Annotated in this window: 28 protein-coding genes; 5 read left to right on the forward strand and 23 right to left on the reverse strand. The window is 56.1% G+C overall.

Annotated elements, in window-relative coordinates:
• Positions 1-59 precede the first annotated feature (59 nt).
• From M493_RS08510 to M493_RS08525, 5 genes are all read right to left on the reverse strand, one after another.
• The gene (locus M493_RS08510) at positions 60-764 is read right to left on the reverse strand and encodes an anthrax toxin lethal factor-related metalloendopeptidase (RefSeq protein ID WP_020959907.1); all 705 of its coding nucleotides are present in this window, start codon (positions 762-764) and stop codon (positions 60-62) included.
• Positions 765-855: 91 nt separating this feature from the next.
• Complete coding sequence (locus M493_RS08515) at positions 856-1434, reverse strand: YpjP family protein (RefSeq protein WP_200865291.1); 579 nt, start codon at positions 1432-1434, stop codon at positions 856-858.
• A 2-nt stretch (positions 1435-1436) separates the two neighbouring features.
• Complete coding sequence (locus M493_RS08520) at positions 1437-2639, reverse strand: LL-diaminopimelate aminotransferase (protein WP_020959909.1); 1203 nt, start codon at positions 2637-2639, stop codon at positions 1437-1439.
• Between the two features lie 248 nt (positions 2640-2887).
• A complete protein-coding gene (locus tag M493_RS17680; RefSeq protein ID WP_071990900.1) occupies positions 2888-3019 on the reverse strand; it encodes a YuzL family protein in 132 nt (43 codons plus the stop codon).
• 71 nt (positions 3020-3090) lie between these two features.
• Entirely contained in the window at positions 3091-3528 is a 438-nt protein-coding gene (locus tag M493_RS08525; protein ID WP_020959911.1) for a BrxA/BrxB family bacilliredoxin, read from the reverse strand.
• 270 nt (positions 3529-3798) lie between these two features.
• On the opposite strand from M493_RS08525, the gene M493_RS08530 reads away from it, so the two are divergent.
• Positions 3799-4245 (forward strand): NUDIX hydrolase, encoded by a 447-nt coding sequence (locus M493_RS08530; protein WP_020959912.1) that lies wholly within the window; start codon positions 3799-3801, stop codon positions 4243-4245.
• Between the two features lie 66 nt (positions 4246-4311).
• Here the strand turns inward: M493_RS08530 and M493_RS08535 are convergent, their stop codons facing one another.
• Positions 4312-4695, reverse strand: a complete 384-nt coding sequence (locus M493_RS08535; protein ID WP_020959913.1) for a DUF4183 domain-containing protein — start codon at positions 4693-4695, stop codon at positions 4312-4314.
• A gap of 446 nt (positions 4696-5141) precedes the next feature.
• On the opposite strand from M493_RS08535, the gene M493_RS08540 reads away from it, so the two are divergent.
• Positions 5142-5525 (forward strand): DUF4183 domain-containing protein, encoded by a 384-nt coding sequence (locus M493_RS08540; protein ID WP_020959914.1) that lies wholly within the window; start codon positions 5142-5144, stop codon positions 5523-5525.
• A 54-nt stretch (positions 5526-5579) separates the two neighbouring features.
• Here M493_RS08540 and M493_RS08545 read toward each other — a convergent pair whose 3' ends face one another.
• The 3 genes from M493_RS08545 to M493_RS08555 are packed head-to-tail and all read right to left on the reverse strand — an operon-like array spanning position 5580 to position 7809.
• Positions 5580-6725: a conserved virulence factor C family protein gene (locus M493_RS08545; protein ID WP_020959915.1), complete on the reverse strand. Its 1146-nt coding sequence runs from the start codon at positions 6723-6725 to the stop codon at positions 5580-5582.
• Positions 6726-6757: 32 nt separating this feature from the next.
• The gene (locus tag M493_RS08550; RefSeq protein ID WP_041267910.1) at positions 6758-7234 is read right to left on the reverse strand and encodes a glutathione peroxidase; all 477 of its coding nucleotides are present in this window, start codon (positions 7232-7234) and stop codon (positions 6758-6760) included.
• A gap of 59 nt (positions 7235-7293) precedes the next feature.
• A complete protein-coding gene (locus M493_RS08555) occupies positions 7294-7809 on the reverse strand; it encodes a hypothetical protein (RefSeq protein WP_020959917.1) in 516 nt (171 codons plus the stop codon).
• 129 nt (positions 7810-7938) lie between these two features.
• Here M493_RS08555 and metA point away from each other — a divergent pair, with 129 nt between their 5' ends.
• The 3 genes from metA (at position 7939) to M493_RS18685 (ending at position 9402) form a co-directional block, all read left to right on the forward strand.
• Positions 7939-8847, forward strand: coding sequence for a homoserine O-acetyltransferase MetA (gene metA, locus M493_RS08560; RefSeq protein ID WP_020959918.1), 909 nt, complete (start codon positions 7939-7941; stop codon positions 8845-8847).
• Between the two features lie 141 nt (positions 8848-8988).
• Complete coding sequence (locus M493_RS17685; RefSeq protein ID WP_020959919.1) at positions 8989-9084, forward strand: YjcZ family sporulation protein; 96 nt, start codon at positions 8989-8991, stop codon at positions 9082-9084.
• A 168-nt stretch (positions 9085-9252) separates the two neighbouring features.
• Positions 9253-9402, forward strand: a complete 150-nt coding sequence (locus M493_RS18685) for a hypothetical protein (protein ID WP_020959920.1) — start codon at positions 9253-9255, stop codon at positions 9400-9402.
• Between the two features lie 129 nt (positions 9403-9531).
• Here the strand turns inward: M493_RS18685 and cobO are convergent, their stop codons facing one another.
• The 14 genes from cobO to cobJ form a co-directional block, all read right to left on the reverse strand.
• Positions 9532-10077, reverse strand: a complete 546-nt coding sequence (gene cobO, locus M493_RS08565; RefSeq protein ID WP_020959921.1) for a cob(I)yrinic acid a,c-diamide adenosyltransferase — start codon at positions 10075-10077, stop codon at positions 9532-9534.
• A complete protein-coding gene (cobA, locus tag M493_RS08570) occupies positions 10058-10828 on the reverse strand; it encodes a uroporphyrinogen-III C-methyltransferase (RefSeq protein ID WP_020959922.1) in 771 nt (256 codons plus the stop codon). Before cobA ends, cobO begins: the two co-directional genes overlap by 20 nt.
• Positions 10825-11880: a nicotinate-nucleotide--dimethylbenzimidazole phosphoribosyltransferase gene (gene cobT, locus M493_RS08575; RefSeq protein WP_041267911.1), complete on the reverse strand. Its 1056-nt coding sequence runs from the start codon at positions 11878-11880 to the stop codon at positions 10825-10827. The genes cobA and cobT overlap by 4 nt, the downstream gene beginning before the upstream one ends.
• Positions 11881-12084: 204 nt before the next feature.
• On the reverse strand, positions 12085-13587 hold the full coding sequence (locus M493_RS08580) for a cobyric acid synthase (RefSeq protein WP_020959924.1): 1503 nt from the start codon (positions 13585-13587) through the stop codon (positions 12085-12087).
• Positions 13580-14947: a cobyrinate a,c-diamide synthase gene (locus M493_RS08585; protein ID WP_020959925.1), complete on the reverse strand. Its 1368-nt coding sequence runs from the start codon at positions 14945-14947 to the stop codon at positions 13580-13582. The genes M493_RS08580 and M493_RS08585 overlap by 8 nt, the downstream gene beginning before the upstream one ends.
• A complete protein-coding gene (locus M493_RS08590) occupies positions 14893-16074 on the reverse strand; it encodes a cobalt-precorrin 5A hydrolase (protein ID WP_020959926.1) in 1182 nt (393 codons plus the stop codon). Before M493_RS08590 ends, M493_RS08585 begins: the two co-directional genes overlap by 55 nt.
• Position 16075: 1 nt before the next feature.
• Entirely contained in the window at positions 16076-16849 is a 774-nt protein-coding gene (gene cobM, locus M493_RS08595; RefSeq protein WP_020959927.1) for a precorrin-4 C(11)-methyltransferase, read from the reverse strand.
• Positions 16846-17547, reverse strand: a complete 702-nt coding sequence (gene cobI / locus M493_RS08600; RefSeq protein WP_020959928.1) for a precorrin-2 C(20)-methyltransferase — start codon at positions 17545-17547, stop codon at positions 16846-16848. The genes cobM and cobI overlap by 4 nt, the downstream gene beginning before the upstream one ends.
• Positions 17544-18749: a precorrin-6y C5,15-methyltransferase (decarboxylating) subunit CbiE gene (gene cbiE / locus M493_RS08605; protein ID WP_020959929.1), complete on the reverse strand. Its 1206-nt coding sequence runs from the start codon at positions 18747-18749 to the stop codon at positions 17544-17546. Before cbiE ends, cobI begins: the two co-directional genes overlap by 4 nt.
• Complete coding sequence (locus M493_RS08610) at positions 18715-19833, reverse strand: cobalt-precorrin-5B (C(1))-methyltransferase (protein ID WP_020959930.1); 1119 nt, start codon at positions 19831-19833, stop codon at positions 18715-18717. Before M493_RS08610 ends, cbiE begins: the two co-directional genes overlap by 35 nt.
• 6 nt (positions 19834-19839) lie before the next feature.
• Positions 19840-20487 carry a precorrin-8X methylmutase gene (locus M493_RS08615; protein ID WP_020959931.1) on the reverse strand — a complete coding sequence of 216 codons (648 nt, stop codon included), beginning with the start codon at positions 20485-20487 and terminating at the stop codon, positions 19840-19842.
• 113 nt (positions 20488-20600) lie between these two features.
• Complete coding sequence (gene cobK, locus M493_RS08620; RefSeq protein WP_020959932.1) at positions 20601-21377, reverse strand: precorrin-6A reductase; 777 nt, start codon at positions 21375-21377, stop codon at positions 20601-20603.
• A gap of 15 nt (positions 21378-21392) precedes the next feature.
• The gene (locus tag M493_RS08625; RefSeq protein ID WP_020959933.1) at positions 21393-22223 is read right to left on the reverse strand and encodes a sirohydrochlorin chelatase; all 831 of its coding nucleotides are present in this window, start codon (positions 22221-22223) and stop codon (positions 21393-21395) included.
• Positions 22224-22261: 38 nt separating this feature from the next.
• Complete coding sequence (gene cobJ, locus M493_RS08630) at positions 22262-24013, reverse strand: precorrin-3B C(17)-methyltransferase (RefSeq protein ID WP_020959934.1); 1752 nt, start codon at positions 24011-24013, stop codon at positions 22262-22264.
• Positions 24014-24213: the final 200 nt, after the last annotated feature.

Below are 24213 nucleotides of genomic sequence, written 5' to 3' on the forward strand. Positions count from 1 at the left end.
CTCACCTCACGCTTATCATATCATAAAGCACCGCCCTCATCACGAAAAAAAAGAGCCTTCTATGAGGCCCGTTCCGCCAACTGGCGAATAAATCCGTATGTGTCCGGGGCCGCCGTCTGCAGCGTTTCCCGTGTCTTGTCGCTCGCATAATAATAGGCGAACGATTCAGCAAAATACTCTTCTGGATATGTCAAAAAATAATACTCGCCTGGAAACAGCCGTGGCGCTTCTTCCCGCCAAATCGTCTGAAACTCATCCGTTTCGTGAATTTCGTCAAACACGATATAATCAAGCGAATGGGCAAATTCATGCAGTTCTAAATTGACCGAGCCGTGTCCTTTCCCTTTTTCGCTATGGCCGAGGCGGACGAGCACTAAATGCGATCCCCCGATGCCCGGCACTTCATCCCACGTTTTGGACCCCGGCACGTAGCCGCGCGGTGTTTTCCCGCGCAAATGGCGGACTGTCGGTTCATCAGTAATTTTTCCGGTCAACAACTGAATGTAAATATGATGGTTCGCCGCTTGTTCCAAAATGCTTCGGTCAATGCGGGCGATTGTTCGAATCGTCTCGTTTGCTTCCTCAAGCGAAAAGTCCGTTTCCGGTACGATGATGATGCGGCCTAACACATCGTGCGACGGGATTGCCTGAATATCAAGGCCGCTTCCTTGAAGCAGCACGCCGTGCGCAGCCGGGTACGGCGAAAGCGACAGAAGCGGAACGGCGAACAGCGCCGCTAGTAAACTAGTGAACCATCGTTTCATTCGCATTCCCCCGCTTCTTTTATTCTATGAAAATGATATCATAGAACGAAGCGGGGAAAAACGCGCAAAATAAGGAAGAACCCACCGGTCGCTACGTCCGCCAGTTTGGCGGCGTATTTTTTGACCAGTAAATTTTCCCTAATTCATGATGATCTTGAAATCCGTCATCATAAATGTGATAGTGAAACTGAAACCAGTACCCGTCTTGCGGCGGATGCTCGCGGCGGACGTGAAAGCGAACAAGATCTTCCCCTGTGTCCATGCGATACAAATGGAAAATGCGTTCTCCTTGCCCACCAGACGGATTTTCGGATACGGCCAAATAACGGAGCTCTTCTTCCGGGCAGCGTTCAGCCAGCTCGGCGATCACTCCTTCGATGCGCGGCAAGATGACAGCGTGAAACTCATCCTCAATGACCGGGGCGATTTTGCGGCCGAACTTTTCGTATGACTGCGCCACCGCCTTTTCCATCGTCTCCTCGATAAATTGTTCACGGGTTAACGAAACAGCTTCCGCTGCAGAGCGCGCTGAGCTGTGCTGCCAATCCGAAGACGAGGCGTCGTCCGGAGGCGGCTCTTTGGCCGCGAGCAACGAAGCAGGCGGCGCCACAAACCCAAACGTACAGACGGTAATCGCAGCAACGAGCGTTTTTCGAAGCCATGCCGGCAGCCTCATCGCGTCCACCTCCGCGATGGTTGGTCAGCGGTCAACTGCTTGAACAAGCCGCTCTCGTTAAGCTTTTCAACCGCGCGGCGCAACACCGCTTCCGGCTGAACGAGAGCGATGCGCACATAGCCTTCACCGCTCGGCCCGAACGCATGCCCAGGCGTTACGACGACGCCGGCTTGATCGATCAACGCTTTCGTGAACGAAAGCGATGTCCAGCCATCGGGAATTTTGGCCCACACAAACATGCCCGCCGGCGGACGGTCAACCGCCCAACCGATGTCGGTCAATCCGGCAACAAGCGCATCGCGCCGCGCCTGATACATCGTGCGGCTTTCGGCGCAAAAGTCGGCCCCATGACGCAACACGTCCGCCGCCGCTTTTTGAATTGGCCAAAAAATGCCGTAATCCAAATTGGACTTGAACTCGGCAAACGCACGAACCACGTCAGCATTGCCACATAAATAGCCGATCCGGCAGCCGGCCATATTGTAGCTTTTGGACAACGAGTTGATCTCAACACCGACATCTTTCGCCCCCGGGACGGACAAGAAGCTCACCGGTTTGTTTCCGTCATAGTACAGCTCACCGTAGGCAAAATCGGAAACAACGAGAATATCGTACCGTTTGGCAAACGCAACGACATCGCGATAAAACGATTCCGGAGCCAACGTCGGCACCGGGTTGCCGGGAAAGTTTAAAAAGAGGATGGCCGCCCGTTTGGCGACATCTTCCGGAATGGCAGCCAAATCGGGCAAAAAGCCGTTTTCTTTCCGAAGCGGCAGAAAATACGGCTCCGCTTCGGCCATCGCTACGCCGGCCGCATACGCCGGATATCCGGGGTCGGGCAGTAAAATAACATCACCCGGGTCGGCGAACACCATCGGCAAATGGACCAATCCGTCTTGCGACCCGATGACATACGTGATGTCTGTTTCCGGATCAAGCGCCACACCGTGCGCCGTCCGGTAATAATGCGCAACCGCCTCCTGAAACTCGCGAATGCCTTTTAACGTGTAGCCGTATGCATTCGGCTCCTTCGCATAGCGGGCGATCGCCTCGCGCACAAACGGCGCCGGCGGCAAATCCGGGCTGCCGACGCTTAAATCGATCCACTCGTCGTGAAGATGGCGCCGCTGTTGGCGGTACGCCGCCAATTCGGCAAAAATGGATGCGGAAAATGCGTTCATTCGTTTCGCTTTTTTCATCGTCTTTCCTCTCCCCTGCCAAAGCAAAAACCGCTTTTCCTTTTCGCTTCTATTGGTATATACTATGGTTACATGAATAGTGTATCATATGTTCAAGGGGAAAACATAGACAGAAAGGCGGGAAAACGGAGATGACAACCATCTTTTTTGCGGCCAGCCTCATCACGTTGTTGTATTTCATTTACAGCTGCATCGCCAACGCTTAACAGCGGCAGCGAAAACGGAGCTCCCGATGCGGAGCTCCGTTTTCAGTCGATTTTCGTTTTTTTGCGCGCAGAATCAAGTTCGTAGGCGCCCGTTTCCGTTTGTGTCGTTCCTTGCCCTCTCACATCAGGGGCGCTGACACCCGTTTTCGAACGATCTTTTTTCCGCTTCGGCACGCCGATCACCTCCGCCATTATCGTTCCCCGGCACCGGCAGCGGTATGCAAGATCGGGGCCGGCATAAGGCATCAGCCGCAGTATTTGTCAAAAGCAGCCAAAATATTTTCCATTACGTCCTCCATCGAATGGAACTCGATGTCTTCGCGCGGGATAAAATGGACGACTTCTTTTCCTTTTAAGAGCGCCATCGACGGTGAGGACGGGGCATAGCCGACAAAGTGCTCGCGCATTTTCGCTGTTGCCTCTTTATCTTGCCCAGCAAACACGGTTACTAGATGATCCGGCTTCTTCTCGCTCCGCAGCACCGCCTGCGTCGCGGCCGGACGCGCCAGTCCGGCGGCACAGCCGCACACCGAATTGACGAACACAAATGTCGTCCCTTCCGCTTGCTCCATAAACTGTTCGACTTCCTCACTTGTACGCAACTCGCGAAAACCGGCGCGGACAAGTTCATCGCGCATCGGCTGCACAAGCTGGCGCATATACTCTTCGTACGCCATCGACATAGCTATCATCCCTCCATATGATGATCGTTGTGCTATCAGCATACTATACTTCGAACACAAAAAGCAACGGAGATAGCTGCCGGCGGCAGCGAAAACGAGAATATCCCCTTTCAACGTCGTCAGTGGAACAAATGTCCCCCGCACTCCTGCCCGTTTGCTGTCTGAAACGGGCGATTTCTTTTTTTCCTTCTAGCAATCGCCGCGGCCACCGGTCGCCCTCGAACATATAATAAGTCATCGAATGGACGGAAACGAAAGGGGGCGCAGTCGATGGGGTACATTGAAGAGTTGCGAAAAATTGTCGGAACCCGACCGCTCATTTTAGCCGGTGTCGGTGTCGCGATCATCGATGACTATGGACGGGTTTTGCTGCAAAAGCGCCGCGACGGGCTGTGGGGAGTCCCCGGCGGCTTGTTGGAGCTCGGCGAGTCAACCGAGGAAGCGGCACGGCGGGAAGTGTTGGAAGAAACGGGGTTGGAGATCGGTGAACTCGAACTCATCGATGTGTTTTCCGGCCAAAAATATTTTGTTCGGCTGCCAAACGGCGACCAATATTATTCGGTTACCGTTGTGTACCGCACCCACGATATTCGCGGCGGGGAACTGAGGGAAGACGGGGAAGAATCGCTCGAGGTAAAATTTTTCTTTCTTCATGAATTGCCAAACGAGCTTTCTCCGCTCTTTCAAGATCTTGTTGAGCATTATTTCGGCAGTTGACGGACAAAGCCTTGGGGGAACCAACTCCAAGGCTTTGTTGCGGTCAGTGACTGCAGCGCGAAACAGTTAGAAGCCGATTTTCATTGTAATAAATTGGAGAATAATCGGCGCCCCTTTCGGCGGCGGTTCGGCTGTTTTCAATGTCAGCTTCCCCTTTTCCACCTCGTACAACTTTTCCGGTTGCAGCACTCCGTTGATAAATAAGTTGATCCAAGACACATGTTTCGGGTCTAAAATGCCGCGATCGCCGTACTCTTTCAGTTCATCGCTGTCTGTATAGACGGTCTTCACCCCGTCCGATATGGCGTTGTACTGGTATGTTTCCGCCGCCAAAACGCGTGGGGGAAAAAGGAGCGCAATATGGAGAGGAACGGTCAGTACAGCATGAGTCCAATCATATACTTTCGGAACAGCAATAACATGTTTTCTTGATGAAGATCCCCGTTTCACTGATCTCATCACCCAACCAAACGTATTGTCCCACTATCATTTGATTCCACAACGTATTCAGCACCATCATATTCAACATTCTCTATAAGGTGAATGACAAATAGGACGACAAGACAACCGACGCACGATAAAATCACTATATGACATTCACCTTCATCCGCAATAGCAAACGACAAACAGACTAGCAACCCACCTAAAAACAGTATAAAAGACAGATGAAAGGCAGATTGATGCACGGATCGAATATAGTCCGAAATGATCATTTTCCCCTTACCATGACAGCCGCCGGGCCGGTGGTTCTAGTCCGTTCATACAAATAGAACGAACGTATGACGCCGACCGGTTGCCAACAAACATCCCTAAATGCTAGGAGGACTAGGCGATGGATGGGGTGGCTTCGGGTCAGCGGCAACCTTCACGATCACATTGAGAAGGAGGATGGCTGTATGGCTTTACAACTAATCAAACTATTTGTCGCTGCAACTACCACAACAGAAGTTGCGCCAAACGACACAAGGTTTTTCTATATTACGACAGCGGAAACGGCGGAAGGGGCAACGTTGACAATTGATGCGGCCAGCTTTTTCCAAGACGACGGCAGCCAAGCGACGGAATTGCCGGCACTGGCAACCAACAACAGCTACTTTAATGTGTATGTCAACGGCGTTTTACAAATGGAGGGAATTTCCACCTATACCCCTGGCGCGACTGGTGTCGGATCACTAGCCATTACCGTTCCGACCGGCAGCGGTTCCATTCCGGCCAATACCCCTATTGTACTTGAAATTGTCCAGTTCGCTCCGACCTCAAGCACAACCGTGACGACTTAACAAGAAGCGCTTTTTTGACCAAGGAAAGAGGCGCGCCGACCGGCGCGCCTCTTTTTATTTCTCCGACTTGTTCTCTTTTTTTCGGCTTTCCGTCATTTGCTTCCAGACGGAACCTTTCGCCTCTTCGCCGCCCTCAATCCGCTCGATCGCCATTTTCACTTGCAAGCTCACTTCAAACTCCGGATCGTTTTCTGCCGCTTTTAATGCCGGCAAGGCCGATTCATCGCCCACCTCGTATAAAAACATAGCCGCCCGCCAACGAACGAGCTTGCTTTCGTCGTTTAATGCTTCGATCATCGCCGGAATGGCATCCGGGTCGCCAATGTCGGACAAACAGTCGCCGGCGGTGCGGCGCACAGCGACAGCCGGGTCTTTTAGCGCTTCGTACAAGTACGGAAGCACCTTTTTGCCGCCGATCATGCCAAGGTATGCCGTCGCCAGGCGGCGAACAGCCATTTTTTCATCTTTCAACGCTTTGGCCAGCACCGGAATGTCGTCTTCGGTCGGCTCGGCCATTTGTTCGAGCGCGGCGTACCGTTTGCGCCAGTCCGGGTCATCGAGCATCTCGCTTGTCACTTTGACGCCCGGCCGTTTTTGCGCCGTTTTTTCCAGCTCGCCGCGGCGGAACATGTTGACAATTCGCTCGAGCCGCTCCGGCGGATAGGCGGCCGATAGCTCGTCGACGATTTCATGGCCGATTTCTTCAAACGTGCCATAACGCACCCCTTTTTCGACCCATTTGCGCTCTAAGACGATGTTGCCGGCGTATTTTTGCGCCTCAATAACGGCATCCACAAACGGCTTCGGCAGCCCGACGCGATGTTCGCGCTCGCCGTCGATCAGCTTCACTTGCATCGGCAGCCCATATAACATTTGCACGAACACTTTCACTTCGCCAAAATGTTCATTCACCGTCGGCTTTCCTTCTTCCGTTTCATCCACCTCTTCGCCGAACACTTCGCGCACTTTTGCCAAAATGTCGCGCCAATCGTACTTCGGATGGCGTTCGACGGCCAGAAAATCGGCGACATGGTAAATGCCTTTCACCCCGTCAATGCGCATGAGCGCTTGGATGATCGGCGGCGCGGCGGCGACGTTATCCGGCTTATAATTATGGCTCGTGCCAAACGGCAGCTCTTCATCAAGCAGCACTTTCATCGTATTCGGGCTTGGTGTCGGTTCAATCGCTTTAATGCGCAAGCGCAATCCCCTCCTTTGTCTATCCCGCTGTCTTACAGCAATTTTTCAATGTCTTCTTTTAGCTCGCTCGGCTTTGTTTGCGGGGCGAAGCGGGCGACGACGCGGCCGTGGCGGTCGACTAAAAACTTTGTGAAATTCCATTTGATCGCCTTTGTCCCCAATGCCCCCGGCGCTTGTTCTTTCAGATATTGAAACAACGGGTGGGCGTTGTCGCCGTTGACATCGACTTTGGAAAACATCGGGAACGTTACGCCGTAATTCAACTGACAAAACTGCTCGATATCCGCTTCCGTCCCCGGCTCTTGGCCGCCGAACTGATTGCACGGAAATCCGAGCACGACCAGCCCGCGATCCCGGTATTCGTCATACAGCTCCTGCAGTTCTTTATACTGCGGAGTGAAGCCGCAACGGCTTGCTGTATTGACGATCAACAGCACCTTGCCTTCATAGGCGGATAACGGCTGCTCTTCCCCTCGAATCGTTGTCGCGCTAAATTCGTATACGCTCATCGTTCTCACCTCACCCCCATCATAGCGGATTTTCCCGTTCGTTTCCACTTTTTGCACCGTTACTCGCCGGCGAATGGCTGCAGCTGTTCGAGCGAGGAAATCATATACGGCACCATTTCCGGCAAATCGGCCGCGTTTTCCTCGTAGATGAGCCGGCCAAATTCGACCGTTGCCTCATTGTGATACGGGCCGTGTTCGTGCGGAAACTCCCAACGCAACATTTGCCGGACGACCCGTTCCTCTCCCCAAATCGTTCGCAGCGTCCCCTCAATAAGCGCACAGGCGGACAAGCGGCGAACCGGCAAGGCGAACGAGACCGCAAGCCGGCAGCCGGCCCGGCCGTAATGGAGCCGTTCATTCACCAGTTCGGCAAAATCGATCGCAAGCCGCGCCGTGCAGACGACCGGCGGTTCAGGCGCACCGGCCTGTTGAAAGGAAATGGCGTACTCGCGCGACAGGCGGGCCAAATCGGCGAGATCGCGGCGGTCGATGACGGCAATGCGCCCTTGCAAGTCGGCGTCATAGACAGCTCCTTCCAACACCGTTTTCAAATTGTCAAACGCCGTCGGATCCATGCATTTTCCCTCCTTTCCTCACTGTGTCCGCTCAATTTCCTTGAACGGAAAAAAATGAATTGAAGAAAGTCAATAAAGTTTTTATAATGGAATTATTTAAAAAACGAGAACGAAACGGAGGGGACATCGTTGCCAATCAACATCCCAAAAGATTTGCCAGCGAAAGAAATTCTCGAACAAGAAAACATTTTCGTCATGGACGAAGAACGAGCGTATTCGCAAGATATCCGTCCACTCAATATCGTCATTTTAAACTTAATGCCGGAAAAAGAAAAAGCGGAAACGCAGCTGCTTCGCCTGCTCGGCAACTCACCGCTGCAGGTGAACATCACCTTTTTGCGCCCGGAAACCCATGAGCCGAAAACGACGAGCAAACATCATTTGGATCAATTTTACACGATTTTTCCGCACATCCGCCATCGGAAGTTCGATGGGATGATCATCACCGGAGCACCGGTCGAGCAAATGCCGTTTGAAGACGTCACGTACTGGGATGAGCTGACCGACATTATGGAATGGACGAAAACGAACGTCACCTCAACGTTACACATTTGTTGGGGTGCACAAGCCGGCTTGTATTATCATTACGGCATCCCAAAATATCCGTTGCCGGAAAAGTGCTTCGGCGTGTTCAACCATACGCTCGAAGTGAAAAATGTCAAACTGTTGCGCGGGTTTGACGATGTGTTTCGCATGCCCCACTCCCGCCATACAGATGTTAAACGCGAAGACATTGAAAGCGTGCCGGAGCTGACGATTTTGTCGACCGCCGACAAAGCCGGCGTTTCCCTCGTCGCTTCGAACGACGGGCGGCAAATTTTCTTGACCGGTCATCCGGAATATGACGCGACGACGTTAAAAGACGAGTATGAACGCGACTTGGCGAAAGGGCTGTCGATTCAAATTCCGGAATCGTACTTTCCGAACGACGACCCGAGCCGGCCGCCGCTCAATACGTGGCGCTCGCATGCGAACTTGTTGTTTGTCAACTGGCTGAACTACTATGTCTATCAAGAAACGCCTTACATTTGGGAATGAAGGGAAACTATTTCCAACAAAAACGCCTTTCGCTCTCTCGGCAAGGCGTTTTTCTTATTTTGTCATTTTTCGACAATTATCCTATTCCTTCGTACAACGATCAGCATATCTTATAGTAGATTTCTCAGGGAGGTGAACGGGATGGGCGCTTGGCATGGCAATGGTTTTGCGTTGATCGTTGTCTTGTTTATTTTGCTCATTATTGTCGGGGCTGCGTTCGGCGGCTACGTTTACTAAGCCGTCATCCCCTTCTCCGGCCGCCGTGTTTGCCAGCACCCGGCCGTCATGTCCGCGGGAGAGCGCCGGAAAGGCGTTCCCCGCGTTTTTTCATGTTGCGGCGGAATAAAAAGGGTTCGTCGGTCTATGCTAATGGTATGGTCAGCGCGCCTAAAGGAGGTGTGACGTATGACGAAACGGCCAAACAACGGAAGCCGAAACCAAAACGCGCCGACACAGGACCCGATGGCATTGCTTCACGGTCCAATAACCGGCGACAACAGCAAAGGACGGCGGCAGCATAAAGAGCAAAACGACAAAACGGATGCGGATAAATAAAAGGAAAAAGGTGTCTCAAAAAGCAACGAGACACCTTTTTTCACTGCTTATATAATCGAGCCGATTCGTCATTTTATATCTTGTCTTTCCCCGAAGGACAGGCGGTCTTTTAAGTCAGCCTTTTTGCCGCTAAAATTCGATTCCTTTCATGGCCTTTGTCCCTTGTTCATAATCATGCTTAATGAGCGCCATCTCGGTCACGATATCGGCGGCGGCAATCAGCTCCAGGCGGGCGCTGCGCCCGGTAATGACAAGATGGAGCGCCGGCGGACGCGTCCGGATGACCTCGAGCACCTCCTCGACCGAGACAATGTCGTGAATCGGAAACCGATCGATAGCAAGGGCATTGTTCAATTCGTCAAGCACGATAAGGTCATACCGGCCGGAATGAATATACTGTTTCGCTAGCGCCCACGCGTGTCTCAGCGCTTCGCGGTGGATGTCCGGTGTTTTCGTCCATGTAAACCCGGCGCCGAGTTGGCGCACCTCGACGCCGAGGCGGCGAAGGGCGAGCTGCTCGCCGTACGTGCGCTCCGGCGATTTCACAAACTGCAAAATGGCGACGTTCATCCCGCGGCCGACCGCGCGCAGCGCCAGGCCAAACGCCGCTGTCGTTTTCCCTTTGCCATCGCCGGTGTAGACGATGACCCGCCCGTTACGACGAGGCGTTGACATCGACCATGCCCCCTTGCCGCTCCGGAAACCATTGCAATGTCTCCCGCAAACGGACGACATCGCCGATGACAATGATCGCCGGGTGGGAAATGCCGGCTTTTGCCGCCTCAGCCGGCAGCGTCGCGATTGTAGCCGCCACCGTGCGCTGCCGCTCGGTCGTTCCCCATTCAATGGCGGCCGCCGGCGTATCATCCGGTTTGCCGGCGGCGGCGAGCCGGCGGCAAATATCCGGTAGGTTGGCCGCTCCCATGTAGACGACGATCGTATCACATCCGCGGGCGAGCGCCTCCCAGTCGACCGCTTCGCTTCGATGCCCGGTGACGATCGCCACGGAAGCGGCGTGTTCGCGATGAGTGACCGGAATGCCGGCATACGCTGGAGCGGCAATGCCGGACGTCACCCCGGGGACGATTTCAAACGGAATGCCGGCTTTTGCCAACCGTTCCGCTTCCTCACCGGCGCGGCCAAAGACACACGGGTCGCCGCCTTTTAAGCGGACGACCGTTTTTCCTTGGCGCGCCTGCTCGAGCAACAGTTCATGAATTTGTTCTTGAACGGTATCGTGCTTTCCCGGCTCTTTGCCGTAGTAAAGAAGTTCAGCTTCTCGTTTCGCATACCGAAGCAACTTCCGGTTGACAAGCCGGTCGTAAATGATAACATCTGCCTGTTCCAAACATTCGCGGCCGTAGACCGTAATCAACTTTTCATCACCCGGACCGGCGCCGACTAAATACACTTTGCCGACGGTCATCGTTCCTTCCCCCCTTTCGTTTCTCTGTCCGAAATGTCCGCTGAAGAAAACGTCGCCATTTCGTTCACCATCGCCGTTGCAGACAGCAGCAACGGAAACGCTACCGCCGCGCCGCTCCCTTCACCAAGACGCATGCCGAGATCCAACAGTGGCTCCTTCCCTAGCAAGCGAAGGGCGATCCTGTGCCCTGGCTCTTGTGAACGATGTCCGGCAATCATATAATCTATGACATTCGCAGCAAACTGGCGGGCTACAAGGGCCGCGACCGTGCAAATCAACCCATCGAGCAAAATCGGAATGCGCCGCTCAGCAGCAGCGAGCATCGCGCCGGCCATTGCCGCAATCTCCAATCCGCCGATTTTGGAAAGCCATTCAAGCGGCTTTGACGGATCCGGTTGGTGAAGCAAAAGCGCCCGGCGGATGACGGCGCGCTTATGCGCCAACTGTTCCTCGTCAACGCCCGTGCCTTTGCCGACCATCTGCTCGAGCGGTTCGCTAGTCAAGGTCGCCAACAAAGCGCTGGCAGTCGTTGTGTTGCCAATCCCCATTTCACCGATAATGAACGCGCGTACACCTTGTCCTACCATGAATACTGCCTGCTCATAACCGATATGAAGCGCCTGTTCAGCTTCCTGCAACGTCATCGCCTCGGCTTGGGTGAAATTGTTTGTTCCGGGGCGGACCTTTTTCTGAATGACGCGCTCATCCATGACCGGCACGGCCACCCCGACATCAACGATCCGGAGCAGCGCACCGATTTGCCGGCTAAACACATTAATCGCCGCTCCACCGTTGGCAAAGTTTTGCACCATTTGCGCCGTCACTTCGGCCGGATAAGCGGATACACCCTCCGCAGTCACGCCATGATCGGCCGCAAACACAAGCACTCCGGGCGGAGTAACACGCGGGAACAGTTCCCCGGTCATGCCGGCAAGCGTTGCCGCCACTTCTTCAAGCCGGCCTAGGCTGCCGGGGGGCTTCGTCAATTGATTGATATAATCACGCGCTTGTTCAATCATCTCACGGTGGATCGGTGGAATCGAAACATGCATGATAGACACGCGATATCCCCTATTCATCGGGAATAGGCGTTTCCTCCTTTCTCATCTGAAAGAGCTGTTTTCCTTCGCCATCCCTTGCCGCGGGAAGACGTCATCTGCTTGGCAATGTCTCTAGCAAGGCGGTGATGCCCTAACCATCATGCAAAAAAGAATCCATGTTGAACATTCCCCACCGGGTGAGCGTTTCCATGACGATTACGGTTGCTGAAATTGACGCATCATCTGTTCGATCCGCCCGACGTCGACATGCTCGCGGACATGAGTGGCAAGCCGGTCAAACGCCGCTTCTTTGCGGGTGAGAAACGATACAGCGCCGCGCAACGGGATTCCCTTTTCGCGGCGAATGGCGTTCAAAAAAGCGGTGCGGAACGCATCGTTATGAAACAAGTCATGCATGTATGTGCCTAACACTTGCTCATCCCCCTGTTTCGCCCCTTCATATCGGTCTTCTGCTTCAATCAATGGCGCATAGCCGGAAAGCGGCGCCGAGCGGCCCATATGAATTTCATAGCCGCTCACCCGAAACCGCTCGCCATTCCACGCAAGCACCCCGTTTGAACGGACCGTCATTTTCGTCCGTTCGAGCGTCGTCTCGACCGGCAGCAACCCGAGCCCTTTGACTTCCGGAAGCGGCGTTTCCACGCCATGCGGATCGCGGATGACAGCACCAAGCATTTGGTAGCCGCCGCACAAACCGACGATTTTCGTTGTTCCTTCGCGAGCGAGCGAAACAATGCGGGAGGCAAGGCCCCGTTGTTTCATATAGATCAAATCTTCAATCGTATTTTTGCTTCCCGGCAATACGATCACATCCGGGTTGCCAAGGTCATCAGCATGCGTCACCAAGCGGACGCGGCAATCCGGCTCGGCCAAAAGCGGGTCGAGATCAGTGAAATTGGCGATTTTCGGATAGCGGATAACCGCGATGTCAATGACTCGCTCATCATCAGGCGACGCGGCAAACCGTTCAAGCGCGAGCGAGTCTTCGGCGTCGATCGCCAAGTCGGGCAAATACGGGACAACGCCGAGCACCGGCACGCCGGTATATTCCGTAAACCACTCCAGCCCCGGCTGAAGCAGCGCCGCATCGCCGTGGAATTTGTTAATGATGACGCCCGCCACCCGCTTTCGATCCTCCGGTTCCAGCAAGGCGAGCGTCCCGACGAGGCTGGCAAACACGCCGCCGCGTTCAATGTCGCCGATCAACACAACCGGAGCGTTGGCGAGACGGGCGATACGCATGTTGACGAGCTCGCGGTCGTTTAAATTCACTTCGGCCGGGCTTCCCGCCCCTTCAATGACGATCCGATCATACTCGTTCATCAGCGTTTCAAGCGACTGGCGAATGACGGCCAGCCCTTGGTCGAAAAACTCGTTCCGGTAGGCGAACGCCTGCATCGTGCCGTACGGTTTGCCAAGCACGACGATTTGCGATTCATGGGTGCGGCTTGGCTTAATCAAAATCGGATTCATCTCGGCACGGGCCGCCACTCCGGCTGCCTCCGCCTGAATGCCTTGCGCTCGGCCGATTTCTTTCCCGTCCGGCGTCACGTACGAGTTTAACGACATGTTTTGCGACTTAAACGGCGCCGTCTTCCAGCCGTCTTGGGCGAAAATGCGGCAAAAGGCGGTCGCGATGACGCTTTTGCCGGCGTCGGAGTGAGTGCCTTGAAACATGATCGGCAGCGCTCTAGCCATCCCGTTTCACCCGCTCGCATGCGGCGAGCCACCGTTCGGCCATCGCCGGGGCGGACGCGAAATGGAAATGGACGTAGCCGGCGACAAGCCGGTGCACTAGACAACCGTCCGGCTTTGTTCCTTTCCGGCCGCTCGTGTCATAGGCAAACGGCATCTCGCCCCGCGGTTCGTACACCGAATAATGGAATTCATGTCCGCGCGCCACTTCCCCTTTTGGCAACAGAAAGTTCCCGTCCCGCCCATACACTTCGCGATAGCCGAGCGCCGCCAGCGTCCGCTGCATGACGACCCGCCCCGGGATGACGCCGACCATGTCGTACGCAGCCCCACTTGTCGTGACAAGCTGTTCGGTAAGAAACATAAACCCGCCGCATTCGGCAAGTGTCGGCAAGCCGGCTTCGACCGCTGTGCGGATCGATTGCTTCACCGCCGTCTGCCGCGCCAGCTCAGCGGCAAACTCTTCCGGAAAGCCGCCGCCGATATACAGCCCGTCAGCGCCTTCCGGAAGCGGCTCGCCGGCGAGCGGGGAGAAATAAACAAGCTCAGCGCCATAGGCGGCTAACATTTCCAAATTTTCCGGGTAGTAAAAGTGGAAGGCGGCATCTTTCGCCACCGCGATGCGCACCGGATACGTCCGGCTTGGTTGGACAAGCGGGGCAGGCGCCGCTAGCGGCGGAGCGGACTCGGCGATCCGAAGCAGCGCCTCCCAATCGACTGTTTCCGCTACTTTTTCCCCAAGGGCGGCAAAAAAATCATCCAACTCACCGCGCTCCACCGACGGCACGAGTCCTAAATGCCGCTCTGGCAACGCCAACGCCTCGTCTTTTGGCAAATAGCCGACCGTCGGGATGCCGCACATTTGCTCGATGGCTGCCTGAATCAGCCGGAAATGCCCTTCGCTACCAACGCGGTTCGCAAACACGCCGGCAATGCGGACATCCGGGTGAAACGTTTGAAATCCGCGGACGATGGCAGCAGCGCTGCGAGCCATGCCAGCGGCGTCAATGACAAGCAGCACCGGGCTTTCCGTCAATACCGCAATATCGGCTGTCGATCCTTCATTAGACAGCGGCTGCTTGCCGTCAAACAGCCCCATCACTCCTTCGATGATGGCGATATCCGCCCCTTGGCAGCCGTTCGCCAACATTTGACGCACGTTCGCGCGGCCAGCCATCCAGCTGTCCAAGTTGCGTGCTGGCCGGCCGGTGACCGCCGTATGGTACGTCGGATCGATGTAATCTGGTCCGCATTTCAATCCTTGCACCGTCAAACCTCTCTGCCTGAGCGCCGCCATCAAGCCGAGCGTCACGGTCGTTTTGCCGGCGCCGCTTCCCGGCGCGGCGATGACCAATCGTCGCATGCCCCATTCTCCTTTCGTCCATGGCGGATGAGCGCCACGGAAATCGTCACGTTGCCCGATTTCTTTTTCACGAGCGCCATTTGATCGGCCCCGCTGTACAATTTCGCCGCCGGCTCGCTCACCCCGTAGGCGCCGGTGTAGCGGAACACCGTCTCCGACGGCGCTTCCATCGGTACGGCGTTTAACTCCTCTGGTGGGTAGGTGACAAACTCCCAGCCGTATTGGGCCGCCACCGCCAAAAGCCCCGGCTCATCCTTTTTCAAGTCAATCGTGCATATCGCTTTGACGCTTTTGAGCGAAAAACGAAGTTCATGGAGCGTCTCGCGGATGACCGTTTCAATTTCCCCGGCTGTGGTGCCGCGGTTGCACCCGATGCCAAGGGCGATCACTTTCGGGCGATACAAAACGCCGTTTTGCAAAATCGCTTCTTCTTCCGGCCCAAGCAGCCGGTGAGTGACCACAAGCGCCGCCGCCGGGCGGGCGGCCAGCGCCTCCGCGATCGAGCCGTACACGGTGAGGTTTTTCGGCAGCGGGCGGTCCGCCGGCCACCAATTTGGCTCTCCCGACTCTTGCACAATGGCGACCGGTTCTTCATTGACAACAGCCGCGCTCACCGGCGTCAAGTTGTCATCGGATTCCCATGCCCAGCCAAATTCGCGGCCGAATAGATCAACGGCGATCGTCTGCTGCACGTCGGAAGCGGTCGTAATGACCGGGCGGGCGCCCAATATGGCGGCCGCACGCCGCGTCAATTCGTTGGCGCCGCCTAGGTGTCCGGATAATACGCTAATGACATGTTCTCCTTTATCATCAATGACGACAACCGCCGGATCGGTCTTTTTATCTTTCAACAATGGGGCGATCATCCGGACGACCGCGCCGAGCGAAATGATGCAAATGAGCCCGTCGTAACGGGCGAACAGCTCCGGCAGCAGCGTCTTAACGTTGCCGGAAAACAGGCGGATGCCATGCTCTTCTTCGTCGCCGCGGGCGAACTTCTCCGTATAATACACGTCCGCCCCATCCAGTTGGCGGCCAAGCGTTCGGGCAATCTCCACTCCGTGTTTCGTAATGGCCACGACCGCATAGACGCCGTGCCTTTCGTTGTTTATGGCAACAGCCCCCATCTTACACCTCCCCCTTTCGATATCCGTGCGTAAACGTCCGGTCATACAGCTTCGAACGGTAGCCTTGTTCATGAATATGCGGATCGAGCGCCCAGCCGGCCAATATAATGGCGTGCTTCGTCACGCCGTGGCGCCGCATATCGTCAGCCAATGTCGCCACCGTTGAGCGAATTATGATCTCGTCCGGCCATGTCGCCTTATAGACAACCGCCACCGGCGCATCACCGCTCCAGCCGGCGTCAAGCAGCGCCGCACTCACTTTTTTCGCCAACGTCGCGCTTAAAAAAAGGACGAGGGTGCAATGGTGGCGGGCGAGTTCCTGCAACTTCTCACGCGGCGGCACCGGCGTCCGCCCCTCGGCGCGGGTGAAAATAACCGTCTGCGTCAATTCCGGGACGGTGAGCTCGGCCTGCACAGCGGCCGCGGCCGCAAACGCCGAGCTGACGCCAGGGACGATTTCCACATCGATCCCTTCTCGTTTTAACAAAGCCATTTGTTCGAGCGTCGCCCCGTAAATTGCCGGGTCGCCGGTATGGACGCGGACGACGAGCCGGCCTTGCCTCACCTTGTCGGCCATCATCGCCACCATTTGTTCCAAATGCATGCCAGCCGTATGAAACACCTCCGCCTCCGGCTTCCGGTAGCGCTCAATCAACTGGTCGCTCACCAACGAATCGGTGTAAAAAATGGCGTCCGCCGCGGCCAACAGCTCAGCGCCGCGAACGGTGATCAAATCCGGCGCCCCCGGCCCCGCTCCGACAATGTACAGTTTCACTTTCTCACCACCAGCAATGTCAAATATTCGAGCTCTGCCCCTTCGAGCCGCTCAACGTCCCAAATGACTTCTTCACTTGACGTCACTTTCGTCACCACCGCCGCCCGATGAAGCAAATCGAGCTCGCGAAGGAGACGGATCATCAAGTCGATCACTTTCGCTACTTTAAAAAAGATGACACAATCATGTGCAAGAAGCGCGGCTTTCATTGCCTCATCGTCGTCACGCGCCGGCACGATCGCCACTTGCTCATCGCCGTCCGCAAGCGGCAGGCGAAGCCGGGCGGCGGCGGCGTTCGCCGAGCTGATGCCGGGGACGACTTCGATCGGCGCGTCCGGATAGCGTCGCTCCATCACATGCATCAAATGGATGAACGTGCTGTACAAGAGCGGATCGCCTTCGGTGACAAACGCCACATCGCGCCCGGCTGACAGTTCCGTCCAAATGGCGTCTGCTGCTTCGTTCCATTTCGGCTCCAGCACAGCCGGGTCTTTTGTCATCGGAAAATGGAGCCCAAGCCGTCGCTTTTCATCCGGGGCAAAGTACGCGTCGATAATTTGTTCCGCATAGCTTTTGGCTTGCCGCCCTTTTTTTGGATAGGCGATCACCTCCGCCTCTTTTAGGCGGCGGTACGCCTTTACAGTCATCAGCTCCGGGTCTCCGGGGCCGACGCCGATGCCATATAATGTTCCCGTCATTCCTCTCCCTCCCGCTTTGCGGCAATGATGTACACCGGATTGAGCGCCTCAAAGCGCGTCAAATCCAAAATCGGCTTGCTTCGCGACACGTGGGCGAGCGTCACGTCGACCTGAAACCCGCGCGCCCGCAAACCATGGCACGCTTCAGCGAGCGTCTCGATCGTCGCCGCATTGATGACGATGCGCCCGTTTCGTTTCAGCCGCCGGCAGCACACATCCAGCAATGGCGCCATCGCGCCGGATGTGCCGCCGATAAAAATGGCGTCCGGGTCGGCAAACGCATCAAGCCCGTCTGGCGCTTTGCCGTGCACGAGCGTGATGTCGACGCGGAACTTGCGCAAGTTTTGCCGGCAACGTTCGATGTCCTGTTCGTTTTTTTCAATCGCAAACACGGCGCCGTCGCGGGCGATTTTCGCCGCTTCAATCGCCACCGAGCCGGTACATGCGCCAATGTCCCAAACAACGCTGTCCGGCCGCAAACGCAAGGCGCTTAGACTTAGGACCCGGATTTCTTTTTTCGTAATCAATCCTTTGTCCGGCTTGCGCTGGCAAAACTCGTCATCATCAATGCCAAGCGGCCAAACCGGGCTTGGCGCTATTTGCCGCAAAATGACTATATTTAATGGAAGAAACTCGGTTTCGGCCATCTCTTCTAACGAAAGCAGGCGGCAACGCTCGTTCGGGCCACCGAGTTCCTCGCCGACAAACGCCTCGTACTCGGTCATGCCATATGCCAACAAATAGCGGGCAATAGCCGCCGGCGAATTCGCCTCATCCGTTAACACCGCGACTTTGCGCCGCCCGTCGATTCGTTGCGCCAAGCCTGTTAACGGACGGCCATGGACGCTGACAAACGCCGCATCTTGCCACGCCTCGCCTAGTTTCGCAAACGCCCATTGCACCGAGCTGACCGCCGGGTAGACGTCAATCGGCAATTTGCCGGCCAAATAGCTGCCGATACCGTAAAAGAGCGGGTCGCCAGACGCCAACACGACCGCATTGCGCGTCTCGTTGCGCAGCCGCTCGACAAGCTCGGCCAACCCGCGGCGGATGACCATTGTTTCTCCTTTGTATTCCGGAAACATCGCAAGCTGGCGTTCGCCGCCGACAAGCAGGTCGCTTTCCATGATCCATCGCTTGTACAAATCGGGAAGACTCGCCGGCCCGTCAGCCCCCACGCCGATCAGTTTCATCGTCCCCATCTGCTTGCACCGCCTTTCCTAATCGTTGTCCGCTCATCGTGTAAATCGATGTCGCCACTACCAGTCCGCCCCCGATTTCCCGAAGGGCGGCCCGGCAGCACGCCTCGCAGAGCAGCTCAAAAAATTTCGTACAACCGGCTTCTTGCATCATGTCGCCGACTTGCGCCGCCGTGTTCGCTTCACGCACCGCCGCCACCAGCTCGGAAGAAGCGCCGGCCTGCTCGGCAAGGGCCGCCAAAAAACCAAAATCGATCGGCGCGCTTTTGGCGTGCACCATCATCACTCCTTGAGCGACTTTCGAAAATTTCCCCATCATGCCGACCATCGACACTCTCCCCATGCCGAGCCGTTTGCATTGTTTCAGCGTAAAGCCAACAAAATCGCCCATTTCGATAAACGCTTCCTCCGGCAGATAGGGGTATTCCTTCATGGCATACTTTTCGCTCCGCCCGCCGGTCGTAATGACGACATGGCGGCAGCCGTTCGCTTTGGCCACTTCGAGCGCCTGCACAATGCTCGCCCGGTAGGCAGCGGTCGAGAACGGAACGACGATGCCTCGCGTCCCTAAAATCGAAATGCCGCCGATAATGCCAAGGCGCGCGTTTAACGTTTTTTTCGCGATCTCCTCGCCGCCCGGCACGGAAATGACGACGTTCACCCCGCGGTCGAGGCCGTATTGTTCGAGCACTTCCTTGATCGTTTCGCGAATCATTTGGCGCGGCACCGGATTAATGGCCGCTTCGCCGACCGGCACCGGCAGCCCCGGTTTCGTCACGCGCCCGACTCCTTCGCCGCCATCAATATGGACGCCGGAATCGAGCGCCCATGAGACCGTGGAGACGATCGTCGCTCCGTGCGTTGCATCCGGGTCGTCCCCCCCGTCTTTAATGACCGAGGCTGTCGCCGATGATCCGCCGACTGTGCACGACGCCATGGCAAACGTCACCACCCGCCCGATCGGCAGACGGATCGTCGCTTCCGTCTGGGCCTTGCCGGTGATGAGTGCGGTGAGCGCCGCTTTTGCTGCCGCTGTCGCGCACGATCCGGTCGTATACCCTTCACGCAACGCTTTTTTTGTTTCCATGGCGTTTTACCCTCGCTCGGCGAGCAGCGATAAGGCGTTTACGGCGGCGACAGTCACCGTGCTTCCCCCTTTGCGGCCGCGGTTCGTAATAAATGGCACATCGAGTTTCGCCAATTCGTCTTTTGACTCCGCTGCCGAGACAAACCCGACCGGCAGGCCGATCACAAGCCCCGGCCGCGCTTCCCCTTCCTTGATTAGGCGAATGAGTTCGAGCAGAGCCGTCGGGGCATTGCCGATCGCGAAAATGCCCCCTTCCGCCTCTTTGACCGCCTTGCGCATGGCGACGATCGCCCGCGTCGTATTCAGCCGTTTCGCCTCGGCAATGACGTCGTCATCAGAAATATAGACGTGCACCGAACTGCCAAATTTGGCAAGGCGCGTCCGATTGACGCCGACTTGCACCATTTGCACATCGGCGACAATAGGCTTGCCGCTGCGGATGGCAGCAATGCCGGCGCGCACCGCATCGGGATGGAACAGAAGGCTTTGGCCAAGTTCAAAATCAGCGGACGCGTGAATGACGCGCTGGACAATCGGATACTGTTCAGCGGTAAACGAATGGTCGCCGATTTCTTCATCAATGATTTGAAAGCTGCGCGCTTCAATTTGTTCCGGTTGGACGGTGACCGGGCGGAAAGTCGTATGGAACTCCATTCTCTGTTCTCCCCTCTCTTTGTTGTTTGGCTAGAACGAGCTCGAAACATCTCGCTTCATCGAACGTATAAGTCCGAACCCGTTTTTCTCTTTGTTCCTCTCGATCTTTTGCTTTACGCGAGCGGAAGCGGTGCATGTTGCTTCAACGCCGCCAGCACGCCGGCAAAATCGTGATGCACAATGCCGTATGACAACCGTGGGCGGCGGATGACGATGACGTCGATGCCGAGCTCCTCGGCGGCGGCGATTTTCTCATCGACAAACCCGACCTTGCCGCTTTCTTTCGTGACGACGACCGTAACGCCGAAATGACGGTACAGCGCCCGGTCGAGCTCTTTTGTGAACGGCCCTTGCATCATGACGATCTGCTCTTGCGAAAACCCGAGCCGCTCGCATTTGTCGAAATTGTCCTTCCGCGGCAGCATCCGGGCGATCACCTTCACGTTTGGGCGTCCGAGAAGCCGGGCGGCGAAAATGTCGAGCGTTTTGCTGCCGGTCGTCAGCATCACAACGCCGCCTTTTTCCGCCGCCAGATCAGCCGCTTCTCCATAGCTGTCGACAAATGTCACCTTATCGGACGCAATGGCTGACGATTGCCGCTCATAGCGAATGTACGGCAATCCGCTGTCCGCTGCCGCTTGCATGGCGTTTTTTGACGCCTCTTCGGCAAACGGGTGGCTCGCATCGACAATCGCTTTCGCCCCTTCGGCTTTCGCGAGTTCAGCAAGCCGGGATGCAGCCAAACGACCGACATAAGTGCGAATGCCGGCCGACCGGAGCTGTTCGGCCGCATGGTCGGTGACGACTGTCGCGGTTACGCGATAACCAGCTTGCCGGATCATCATCGCCAATTCGCGGGCGTCACTTGTTCCGGCTAACATCAAAATCATCGACGCTTTCCCCCTTTAATGATGATGATGGTGATGATGATGGTGGTGGGCGGCGTGCAGACGATATTGACAAGTGTCGCAGTTCATCGCCACCGCCTGGCCGAGCACCTCGTGGAGGCGGTCAAGCACGATCGCCTCAAGCTTCGGATGAAAGCCGAAATAGCCGGCAAGCGCAAATGAGATATGCGAGTACTCAGCTTGGTATTGTGCCACTTGCCGCTCAAGCCGCTTCATGAGCACGCCGGTGAACAGAAAATACGGCAAGACGACGATCCGTTTCGCGCCAAGCGCCAAACAGCGGCGGACGGCGTCATCGAGCGACGGCGTTGTCACCCCCATAAACGCTGGTTCAATGAGTGCATACCCAGTCTGTTCCCAAAACAGGCGGGCGATCTTGTACAAATCGCTGTTCGCATCCGGATCGCTCCCCCCGCGGCCAAGCAAAACGACCGCCGTTTCGCTGTCCGGATGTTCCGGCTGTTCGCCGATTTCTTGCAATCTCTCTTTTAAAATTTCAAACGTCTCTTCGTGAACGCCGATCGGCCGCCCATATCGAAACGCGATATGCGGATAGCGTTTTTTCGCCTCATCAATTTCCGCCGGAATGTGCAGTTTGGAATGCCCGGCCGGCAATAAAATGAGCGGGACGACGGCCACTTCCGTTGCGCGGACTTCCGCGCAGCGTTCGATTCCTTCACTGATTGACGGACGGCCAAACTCAAGAAAACACGTTTCAACGTGAAAGGAAGAGGCAAGGCGCGGCCGCAGCTGTTCGACAAACTCTCGCACTTGCTCGTTTCCTTCCGGGTCGCGGCTTCCATGGCCGACAAACAAAATGGCCCTCATGTTCATTCCCCTCTCTTTCGTGTCGCTCAACCTGGCGGTTAGTCGCCGCATGCGGGTGCTTCGATCATGACCGCCGTCTTCGCCTCTTCGTGCGAAAAGCGGCCGATTTGTTTCACGCGAGCGAAAAACTTATGAAACCGCTCGTTCGGATAGGCGTGTTCTTTGTACTGCTCAATGATGTCCGTCACAACCGCCACCATCTCCTCCGGCGGAATGCCTTCCGCAACGAGCCGCCCCGGATGGGCGTTGCGGCCGACCGTTTTTCCGCCCAAAAACAAGTCAAATTTCCCTTTCCGGTACACAAGCCCGATGTCTTCGCGCACCGCCCCGTAGCACGCCATCCCGCAGCCGTTGATGCCAAGCTTCAATTCTTTTGGCAACGCCATGCCGCCTAACCGCCGCGCCAATTCTTCGGCGTACGGAATGGCGTCTTTTTTCTCCCCGTCACAAAAATCACACGCCTTCACCGTCAACACATCGCCGACCGGCGTGACGGTCAGCCCGACGGCCTTGAGCCGGGCGATCAGTCCATCTGGATCTTCCGTCAGCCGTTCGATCTGTATGTAATGATCCGGGGTGTACGTGATTTTTCCATCCGTTCCCGCCACTTCCGCAATCACGATCAACTGTTCCGGGGTGAACTGTTTATTGGCCACCCCCGGGCTCACCGCTGCTTCCAACAGCACGGACGTCGTCTTTCTTGTTCTCCGTCTCTCGAAAGCGGCGAGCGCGTCTTCGGCCGTTTCTTTCACCCGTTTTGGCTGGGCGGCCGGCTGCTGTCCCGCTTTGTTGGCAGGCGGTATGGAAAGCTGTGTCAAACCGGAAGCCGGCGGCATTGGCTCGGCCTCCTTCGCCACCGCGGTGGCCAAGGCGGTGAACGAGTGATCTTTCTGATTGTTTTCAGCGAAGACAGCCGCTTCGGACGATCCTAACACCCCCGGCATCTCTTTTGGCGGCTTCGTCTGATCGAGCGCCCATGGCTCCGCTTCTTTGCGCAGCCGCTCATGCGGCTTGAGCGGCTGGATGGCGGCGGTGAGTTGATACTTGCGCTGGTAGCCGCGCGGGGTAATCATCAGTCCGTCATGAACGAACGTCGTCGAGTTGCCGATGATGACCGTCGTCAACATGCCGATCTCATGGTCAAGCATATGCGCCAAGTCGGTGAGGACGATATGTTGGCGTTCGCGGTACGCGCTTTTTACGAGTCCAACAGGGGTCGTCGGCGCCCGATGACGAAGCAAGATGCGCTGCGCTTCCGCGATCTGCCGAGTGCGCCGCCCGCTTTTCGGATTGTACAACGCAATGACAAAATCGGCCGCCGCCGCAGCTTCGAGCCGCTTTTCAATCAGCTCCCACGGCGTCAAATGGTCGCTCAAGCTGATCGTGCACGCATCGTGCATAATCGGCGCCCCAAGCAGCGCGGCGCACGAATGAATGGCGGAAACGCCGGGGATGACTTCGACTTCAATCGAACTGTCCTTCGTCCACCCTTTTTCAATCAACACTTCATACACGAGCCCGGCCATGCCGTACAACCCGGCGTCCCCGCTTGAAATGACGGCGACCGTTTTACCGCGCTCGGCCCATTTCACCGCCGCCTGGGCGCGGCTCACTTCTTCAGTCATGCCGGTGCTGATGATTTCTTTTCCAGCAATAAGATCGCGCACCAGCTCAATATATGTTTTGTAGCCGATGATGACGTCGCTTTCTTCAATCGCCTCGCGAGCCCGTTTCGTCATATGGTCGGCGCTTCCCGGGCCAAAGCCAATAATGAGCAGTTTGCCGTTCATCATCATTCCCTCCTTTGCCGGTTGAAACAAAACGTTTACTGCAGTTGTCGTGTGCCAACTACCCACCACCTACACTTCGCTTAGAGGTGGGGGCTTCAAGCGACTTGTGTGTTCGCCGAACGGTAAGCCACACACAAGAACCCTTTACGCTTCCCTTCGTTCCGAAGTTGTCCGTTCTAGCCATATTCCACCCTATTCGT

The sequence above is a fragment of the Geobacillus genomosp. 3 genome, assembly GCF_000445995.2.
Lineage (GTDB): Bacteria > Bacillota > Bacilli > Bacillales > Anoxybacillaceae > Geobacillus.